Source organism: Nocardia jinanensis, assembly GCF_014645735.1.
GTDB classification, from domain to species: domain Bacteria; phylum Actinomycetota; class Actinomycetes; order Mycobacteriales; family Mycobacteriaceae; genus Nocardia; species Nocardia jinanensis.
Window position 1 is genome coordinate 986,221 of record NZ_BMMH01000001.1, and the last position, 8,717, is coordinate 994,937.

Annotated in this window: 5 protein-coding genes; 3 read left to right on the forward strand and 2 right to left on the reverse strand. The window is 63.2% G+C overall.

Annotated features, from left to right (window positions below; translation table 11 throughout):
- Positions 1 to 71 precede the first annotated feature (71 nt).
- The 3 genes from IEY68_RS04580 to IEY68_RS04590 all read left to right on the forward strand — a co-directional run bounded on the left by IEY68_RS04580 (position 72) and on the right by IEY68_RS04590 (position 4,214).
- Entirely contained in the window at positions 72 to 809 is a 738-nt protein-coding gene (locus IEY68_RS04580) for an ABC transporter ATP-binding protein (RefSeq protein WP_062995607.1), read from the forward strand.
- Complete coding sequence (locus IEY68_RS04585; protein ID WP_062995609.1) at positions 809 to 1,597, forward strand: ABC transporter permease; 789 nt, start codon at positions 809 to 811, stop codon at positions 1,595 to 1,597. The genes IEY68_RS04580 and IEY68_RS04585 overlap by 1 nt, the downstream gene beginning before the upstream one ends.
- 559 nt (positions 1,598 to 2,156) lie before the next feature.
- Entirely contained in the window at positions 2,157 to 4,214 is a 2,058-nt protein-coding gene (locus IEY68_RS04590) for a S8 family serine peptidase (RefSeq protein ID WP_229718590.1), read from the forward strand.
- On the opposite strand, the gene IEY68_RS04595 is transcribed toward IEY68_RS04590, so the two are convergent.
- Both IEY68_RS04595 and IEY68_RS04600 read right to left on the reverse strand, forming a co-directional pair.
- Entirely contained in the window at positions 4,211 to 7,642 is a 3,432-nt protein-coding gene (locus tag IEY68_RS04595) for a phosphotransferase (RefSeq protein WP_189094030.1), read from the reverse strand. The genes IEY68_RS04590 and IEY68_RS04595 overlap by 4 nt on opposite strands.
- Before the next feature lie 203 nt (positions 7,643 to 7,845).
- Positions 7,846 to 8,382 (reverse strand): hypothetical protein, encoded by a 537-nt coding sequence (locus tag IEY68_RS04600; RefSeq protein ID WP_189094031.1) that lies wholly within the window; start codon positions 8,380 to 8,382, stop codon positions 7,846 to 7,848.
- Positions 8,383 to 8,717: the final 335 nt, after the last annotated feature.

The following is an 8,717-nucleotide window of genomic DNA, read 5'->3' on the forward strand; positions in this document are numbered from 1 at the left end:
GCCCGCATTTCCGAAACAGCCACCGGGACCTCCGTTCCCGGCCGGACCGGTACCAGTCACCAGGAATTCATATGATCAGCGTTCGTGGCGTTTCCAAACGCTTCGGTGAGAAACTCGCCGTCGACGACGTCACCTTCGAGGCCGAGCAGGGCTCGATAACCTATCTGCTCGGACCGAACGGTGCCGGGAAAACCACGATGATGCGCATGATCGCCGGCCTGGCCCACACCAGCTCCGGCACGATCTCGGTCAACGGCAGCGGACTTCGAGATTTCCGCAGCACGATCAACGAGATCGGTTTCGGCCTGGGCGCTTTCGCCCGCAATCCCGGGCATACCGCCGAACAACATCTGCTGTGGCAGGCAAGGCTGGGCGGCCTGCCGAAATCGGATATCGCGCCGGTACTCGACCGAGTCGGCCTCGCCCCGGTCGCGAAACGATCGGTCGGCAAATTCTCCTACGGCATGCTCCAGCGCCTCGGCATCGCCTCCGCCCTGCTGGGCGACCCGAAAACCCTGGTCCTCGACGAACCGGCCAACGGCCTGGACATCGAAGGCATCATCTGGCTCCGCGAACTCCTCCTCGGCCTGGCTGCCGAAGGAAAATGCCTGCTGGTGGCCTCCCACAACCTCACCGAAGTCGAGATCACCGGTACCCGCGTGGTCATCATGGGCAAAGGCAAACTCCTGTCCGATACGAGTAAGGACGAACTGGTGGCGGCAGGGTCGGGACCACGCCCACTGGAATCGGCGTACATCGAGATCACCGAGAACAGCGTCGAATACGTCGCGGCCGGAGGTGCGAAGTAATGATCGCCACCTACCTCGTCCGCGCGGTCCGCAGTGAAATCGCCAAACTCTCCCGGCGCAGCTCGGTCTGGTACGCCATCGTCCCCCTCGCCATCCTGATTCCGCTGGGCCTCAACTTCGGAATCGCGAAAGCCACCGAAGCGAACAAACTCAACGGCGCCGGCGGGATGGACACCAACAACGCCGCCTACTGGATTCTCGTCTTCTCGTCCTTCATCCTCATGGCGGGTGGGGTGTCCTCGCTGTGCGCGGAATTCAAGGACAACACGGTCGAAACGGTCTTCGGAATCCAGACCCGCCGCTGGCTCCTGCCCATCGCGAAACTCGTGGTCTTCGGCGTGATCGCCGGCCTTGCCGCCCTGGTGGTCACGTTCCTTATCCTGTGGGCCTTTCCGCAGCTGTTCCCGGAGATCTGGGGCCGGGTCGAAGTGTTCTCGGGCGACGGGATTCAGCTGTTGATCGGGGTTCCGATCTACACACTGCTGATCACAGCGCTCGGATTGGGAGTGGCGGCACTGGTTCCGAAGCCGGGGTTGGTGGTCATGATCGTGCTGCTGTGGAAGTTCGGGGTGGAGGTGTTCGTAACCTTCGTGCCCGGGGACCTGGGTGTCACCCTTCAACAACTGTCGCCGTTCAAGAACGGCGAGTTGGGAGTGGGGCAGCTGGCAACGATCGAGAGCCTGTTCGGCGGGCAGAACGGATCGCTGGTCTACTTCGCGGTGATCTGTGTGGTGATCTTCTCGGTCGGCACGGTACGACTCTCAGTCACCGACACGAAGGGATATTAGTTCCGATCGGAGGTCGGGGCACACGGCTGGACCCTGGCGACCTTGTCCGGCATCACGTCGAGCAGCAGCGGCGGCGCTCCCACCGCGCGCCGAAAGCTCGACCGCCTCTCACCCCTTGTCGGCGGTGCCGTCGACGGCTCGGCGAGGGTTCGGAGCAGAGATGGGCACTGAGAGAACTCCGGCGGCCTGCTGTTTCTCGATCAGGGGGGTTGCGTCGACGATGGGGGCGTCTCATTATCGATAGTGGGAGAAACGTGAATCCCGCACATGGTTGACCTGATTGCCATCGCGAGAGGTGGCTCGAACGGTCGTGCAGGCGTACACCGCAGCATCGTGCGGATTGTGCCCCATGGCGCACAGCGTTCCTGGCCGATTCACCCGGCTACCGGCCACAGCGAATCCGAGTCTCGACGAATGCGAGTTCGGGGATAACTGTCCACGTCGCCATCATCAGGTCGGACGACCGTGAGTCCGGTCTACGTGGCATGTCCTGAGTAGTCGATCGGTCACAGCATGAGGTCCGGCCCCTCGTGGACCGGACATACCTCTGGAAACACTGGTGGTGACGACGATGGACTCCGGATCGGAAAACAGCTATGGCGTCGAGGACACCGGAAGTGAGTATTGCTTTCCATCCGAGCTCGTTCGGGACTCGAAAACGACCGTGACGCTCGATCCCACTCGACTGTTGCTCGGGTTGAAAGATCCCATCGATATCGACGCTTTCGCCCCGAGACTCCGGGGACTGGAGCTCACGCTGGAGGGTGACCCCCGGGATCGCGAATCCTCGATCGCTCCACGCGTAAACCACACCACGCGGCGCTACTGGGTCCGGTCGCTGTCCGGCGATGCGGCCCGGAGCGATATTCTCCGCGCAGCCGAAGACCAGTTCGGTGACAACGTCGATTGGATCGCGCCGGTATACGTTTACCCCGGTGAAAGCGGACTTTCGGGAAGGTACTGCCCGCTGCCCGACGTCCTCTTGATCAAAGAACCTGTCGAGCATCCTTCGTTAAGGGAGGACACCGAACGGTCCCGATACATGATCTGTTATCGGTATTACCGGGTGGTGGATCCGACAACGTCCGCGTACGAATTACGCACTCGATTGCTGGATAACGGAGACCACACAGTAGACGGAGTCCAGTTCGACAGTATGCCGATGCTGTCACCCTATTCATATGAACCACTGGACACGTTCTATAAGGCCGATCCCCCGTACCTCGGACAGTGGAACATGGTGAAGGTCGACGCGGGTGGTCCCGGAGTGACGGCGTGGGACTGGACAAGAGGCGACCCGGGCGTGAAGATCGCGGTCATCGACTCGGGCTGCGATCTCACGCATCCGGATCTGGCATATGTGGCAGGCAAGACCTGGGGAATCTCCCCAGGAATCGGTGAGGAAGATCCTGCCACATCCTTTGCTCCGAGAGGTCACGGAACAATGGTCGCCGGGGTGGCCGCGGCTACGACGGACAGCCTCAAAGGAATTTCGGGAATGGCAGGTCTGTGCAAGATCATGCCCATCGGACTCACCACCCTGTCGGACTCGGAGATCACGAATGCGATCATCTTTGCTTCCTATTCCGGCGCTCGCGTCATCAATATGAGCTTCCGCGTACTACCGAGCCTGCTCGTCGATGCGCAGATCCAAGGCTCTCACAACTACTACGATGTGGTGCTGTGCGCTTCGGCCGGAAACGGCGACAAACCCGGGGATCTCGACAACAGCACCGGGAAGCCGGCAACAGATTTTCCCGCAAGCAACAAATACGTTATCGCCGTCGGCGCCACGGATCAGAACGACCATCGAACAAGCTGGTCGAATTTCGAGTCCGAGATCTCGGTTATGGCGCCCGGAACAGCGATTCCGACGACGACGGTGCGCGGGACCGGAAATATGGGAGAAGTCGGCAATGATTACACATCCGATTTTCGCGGAACTTCCGCTGCCGCGCCGCATGTTGCGGGACTCGCGGCATTGATCATCAGCCGGAACACGTCGCTGACCAACGTAAAAGTCAGAGAGATCATCGAATCCACTGCCGACAAAGTAGGTAATGCCTACGACGTGAAGACGTACAACGAGTTGCGTCCCAACGGTAAGTGGAGCCGAATGATGGGCTACGGCCGCATCAATGCCTACGATGCGGTGATCAGGGCTACCACGCCGTGGTGGCCGCTCCGATCGGCCGGGTCCGTGCTCGCACCTGAGTCCGCCGTATCCGACGAATCGATCCCTCCCCTGCTGGCCGAACGGCTGGAACGGGCGGTGCAAGCACATGAAACCGCGCTTGCCGATGGCGTCGCCAGCTCAACGCTGGAGGAATTGCACCGTACGTTGGTCGTGCTCGGCCGCAACGATCGTGTGCGCCTACTCGTCAGAGAGGTGATGGGCTCGACAGCATTCCAGGAGCTGCTTCGTCGAGATCGAGAGACGGCATTGACGACATTCGGCGTGGATTTGCCGAAGAATGTTTCTGTCCGCCTCCTCGATGTCGACGGTGAGCAGCCGACGGCAATCGTCAGGTTCAGCGTGGCAGCGGGGCGCTTGATCGCAGACGTGGACTGGCATCCCCGCCACGGCGTAAGTACCCGCGTGCGGCGGGAGAACTAGTGCCACGACCGCATTACGGCCTCTACCTGTGCGGGGTCGACCGGATCGGTACGGCCCCAGATGGCTCGACCAGCCGTCAGCTTACCGACCAGGCTGGTAACGAGTGCCTGCTCCTCCTCGGGACCCCGGCTCCCCTCGGCCAACACCTTCGTATAGCGGACAGCATCGACAATCACAGACTTGACACGCTCGTGGTTCAGGTACGTTTGCAGGTCCGTGGCCCACGCACCGACGGCGGCCGTAGGCTCCGCGGTTGCCCATGCTGTCAGCAAAACTTCCCGCTCGTCCGGAAAATAGCCCATCTTGTGGAGATGCGTTGCGACGTCGTACACCGGGTCGCCGAACAGCGCCAGTTCCCAGTCGATGAACACGACCCGGCCGGCTCGAATGATCATGTTCTTGCGATGCACATCCGAGTGCAGCAACCGGAAGGGCCTGGTCTGCAGTGTGGTCCAGGAATCGACGATGCCGGCGAACGGATCCGGCGGCACTTCCAGGTCTCGATAGAGCCGACCGAACGATGCCCTCGCCTCCCGATACACGCGCTGTGAAACGTCCGACAGCCGCCGCGCGAACGAAGCGGGGTCGCCTCTGTTCTCGTCGGGTGTGGTCGGTAGCCGGTCCGAGGGGACCTGCCGCAACGAGCCGAAGAATGCGCCCACATCCGTGGGAACGTGCGCGGGCACCGCCACACCTCTGGGGGCGATCCGGTCCAGTAATTCGCCCTCGATGTAATCGTGGATCTGGTATTTCGGAGACCGCGACTCCCATCGCAGTCGTGGCGCGGGAACCACAGATGCCTCGATCGCCCGCAGCACCAACGCTTCGGGCCACTGCCGCAGATCCATCACATCCGCACCCGCGACAGGAATGCGAACGTTCACAGCGCCCAGCATTCCGTCGACTCGCACATTGTGGTTGTAATACCCTGCCGCCGTATCGGTTCGAGCCGCGGCTTCGTAGTAGAGCAGGTCCGGCTCGATCCCCAGCACACGCGCGATCAGCCGCTGAGCTCCCCGATCGAGGTCGGCGTCCGGTGCCGGTGGCTGGATCCGGCCCAGCGCCCGTACCGCCGCGTCGGAGACATCCGGTTCGATCCAACCGTAGAGCGACAGCACCGCACGCGCCACCAGGATCAAACCGGGATACACCTCGGTAGCTTCCAGTTCGGAGATCGCCCATCGGACACAGCGGATCGCCTCCGACCGCGCACCACGACGGGCGTGTACCGCCGCGCGGAACAGGTCGGCCCGTGCCCGCCCGGAACGGTACCCGGCCTGTTCCAGTACATCGCATCCATCGGCCAGAGCGCGGTCCGCGGCGTCGAGCTCTCCGAGAGCCAGCTGGGCCAACCCCAGCGCGGTATAGGACTTACCGAGTTCGTGCAAAGCACCGAGTTCGCGCTGCCCGGCGATGGCGGCACCGGCGGCGGCGATCGCGGCACCGGGGTCGGTCAACGCCAGCAGTTCAGCGCGATTCGTCACAATGTTCGCCTGGCCGACGATGCTGCCAGCGGCGATGTAGTGATCTTCTGCCTCCACCAGATAGTGTGCAGCCGTCTCGGTATCGAAGGCGAGACGATAGGACAGGTAGCGCAAACGGGCGATATCGCCCAGAAGCTCCCGATCGTCCCCCGCAGCGGCGACCAACTCCTCGCACAGTCCGAGAGCTTGCGCGAATCGGCCCTGGCACATATGCAGATCCGCCGCCCACAACCCGGCTTCGAGCTGTGCCCGGCCCGCACCGCCGTCCCACACCGAGGTGTAGATAGTCAGCGCCGCATCCGTTTCCCCGAGGATGCGGCGCGCGTTCCCGGCGGCGACTGCGAGCCGATCCGCGATCGGCCCGGTGCGAGCCAGATCGATATCCCGGGTCAACCGGTCGGCGGCTTTCGCGTCGCCGAGCAGCAGAGCGCCCTCCGCCTCCAGACAGGTCGCCAAGTCCGAGATCTCCGCCATAGTTGTTACGTTCCCACCCCCATCGCGCAGGTAACGTTCCAGGTCACTGATCACACCGTCGATGCCCTGATACCCGCCGCCGGCCACGATGCGGTCCACGTAGCCCAGCAGTTCCACCGCATCGAGAGCACCCGACCGCAACCCGTGATATCCGGCTTCGCGCCACGCCGAGACCCGATTACCCGCATCCTGGGCTCGCTCCCACCACAGCTGGTGCAGGACCGAATGCAGCTCGGCGCATACGTCGTCGGGCAGGCGGCGGCGCAGCGCGGCGATCATGAGCTGGTGCAGCTGGTAGCGGTCGCCATCGCCGTCGGCGGAGTAGACGAACGAGTACGCGATCAGCGAGTTCCAGATCACCGGGTTGCCCGGGAGGTCGAAGCGAGCGGTGATCGTGCGGAAGATGTCGTGATCGAAGGTTCGCGGCACGCCGAGCAGTTCGAGCACGCGTATCTCATCGTGAGGGACATAGCGCAGGAAACGGTCGAGTATCGCTTCCGGTGACACCAACTCATCGGCGCCGACCCCATCCAGATGCCCCCGGGCGTCGATCGCGAGATGCAGGTAGAAGGGCACCCCGGCGCTGGAGCGGGCGATCACCTCGCGTTCGGCGGGGTTTTCGACACCGCAGGCGTCCAGCAGTGCGTACCGGGCGTCCATCGGCAGATCGTCGACCCGCATTTCACGGGTCCGTTCGTCCCATTCCGGATCGTGCCGTTCCCACCCGAGTGGTTCGCGACTGGCGATCACCACGAGCCCGGTGTCCAGCTGGGCGACGACATCACGCAACCACAGATCCATCGCGGCGGACCGACCTTGCCGCGGCCCGCCCATCATCGCCTCGTAGGCATCGAAAAAGATCACGTAGGAGCGTCCTGCCGTGCCGGCGGAGAGGTCCTGGGCGAACAGATACGAAACAGCCTCCTCGAGCTGTGCCAAACTCATCCGATCCAGCTCCTGCAATACCGGGTCGTGACGAATCCGGTGACTGCGGACCGCGCGGCGCGCCCCGGTCTCGACCAGTTTGGCCGCCGTCCCGAACACCGGGATTCCGGTCGTGTCGTTCAGAATCTCGGTCAGGATTTCGCTGTGCTCCGCGAGCGCGAGCGAGTCACCGGTGAATCGGAGATGCGGGTGCAGCCGCTGCCAGAGCACCGCACAGGCGATATCGAACCGGTGAAATTTGACTCTCTTCTCACCGAGCTGGATACGCAGAGCGACCAGAGCCTCCGCGGCCTGCCGCTGGCTGGGTACTTGAAAGTCCAGCAGCGCCGTCGGCCGGGCGCCGACACGCGAACGCAGTTCGGTGAGTAATCGAGACTTCCCGATCCCACCGACGCCGCTCAGCAGCAGCACGCGGGGACGATCCGGGAGTTCGGCGAGCGCGCTGTCGAACGCGGAGAGCACGATCTCACGATCCACGAACGGCCGACGTGTAGATCCTGGCTGGAACCGTGCGGTCAGCGCCATATCGTTCCCCCTCGACGCGGTCGACCCATGGTTCCCTCGGAATCGACTCAGTGCGAATCCTATTGCAGCAAAGAGCTTATCGGCCACCGATCAGCTGGGAAGGGTCGTCTTCCACATCCGTCCTCGTCCTCCGTAACAGACACCACGGGCTACCGAACGACGGTCCATATGTCTGTTCCGGAGATCGGCCCCGCAAACTCGTGTCAACCGTTCAGTTCCGGGCGGACCGAGAACACGCTTGCCGAATAGCAATCGGTTTCCGATGTCGCAGACCTTTCGGCCAGAGCGGCCAGAGCCGGGTCTGTCACCGAGGCCCAGTTGCGTTCGGTGACGACCTCTATACCGTGCGGTACACCCTCCACCCGGCTATCGCCGCTCCCGAGCACGACCATCGGAATGCGTACGCCGTCATCGGCGTGGACACGCCACACCGTGGGCCCACCTTCCGCGGTCAGCACCAGAACCTGCGGACGCGCGGTGTTGTGCACGAACACGTCCGCCGCCTCCTCCGAGTAAGGGCCGACCACGCCGGAACCACGTGCTTCATATACCTCGATCGCATGCACGTCGATGGTGGCACCCGGAATGTGATTGCGTTTCTCGGTGACTTCGTAGCCGCCGCTGTAATCACAGTCGTGTACCACGACAGGGTGGCGTCCCGGGGGGAGAGCGGGCTCGGGCGGGGCCGGGGGCGGTCCGGCCGATGTAGGCGGCGGCTCGGGTTCGTCGGGGTGCGGCACCGGCGGATGTTCAGTACCTGTCGCACACGCGACCGCTGTGAGCGCAGCGAGAAACGCGAGACCAGCGCTCCGGCCGACAATCGAGAGCTGGGAAAACATCATGTCCTCAGGCTCGCAGCAGCAGACCGGACCGACCAGGGTGAATTTACTCGAGCCATCTCGGTAGCAGCACGGAGCCCGGGTGCCGCCAACGGTCGAACGCACTCGAGCTCTGCCGGCACGGCAGCGACCGATCAATCCCGCACGAGCAGATAGTGCAACCAAAGCACCGTGGCACGGCCTACCGAGAGAGCATGATCGTTCCCGGAGTTCCACAACCACGTGACCCCGCGATA

Coding starts and splice junctions, on each gene's coding strand:
- IEY68_RS04585 (WP_062995609.1), top strand. CDS start 809: ATGATCGCCACCTACCTCGTCCGCGCGGTCCGCAGTGAAATCGCCAAA.
- IEY68_RS04580 (WP_062995607.1), top strand. CDS start 72: ATGATCAGCGTTCGTGGCGTTTCCAAACGCTTCGGTGAGAAACTCGCC.
- IEY68_RS04595 (WP_189094030.1), bottom strand. CDS start 7,642: ATGGCGCTGACCGCACGGTTCCAGCCAGGATCTACACGTCGGCCGTTC.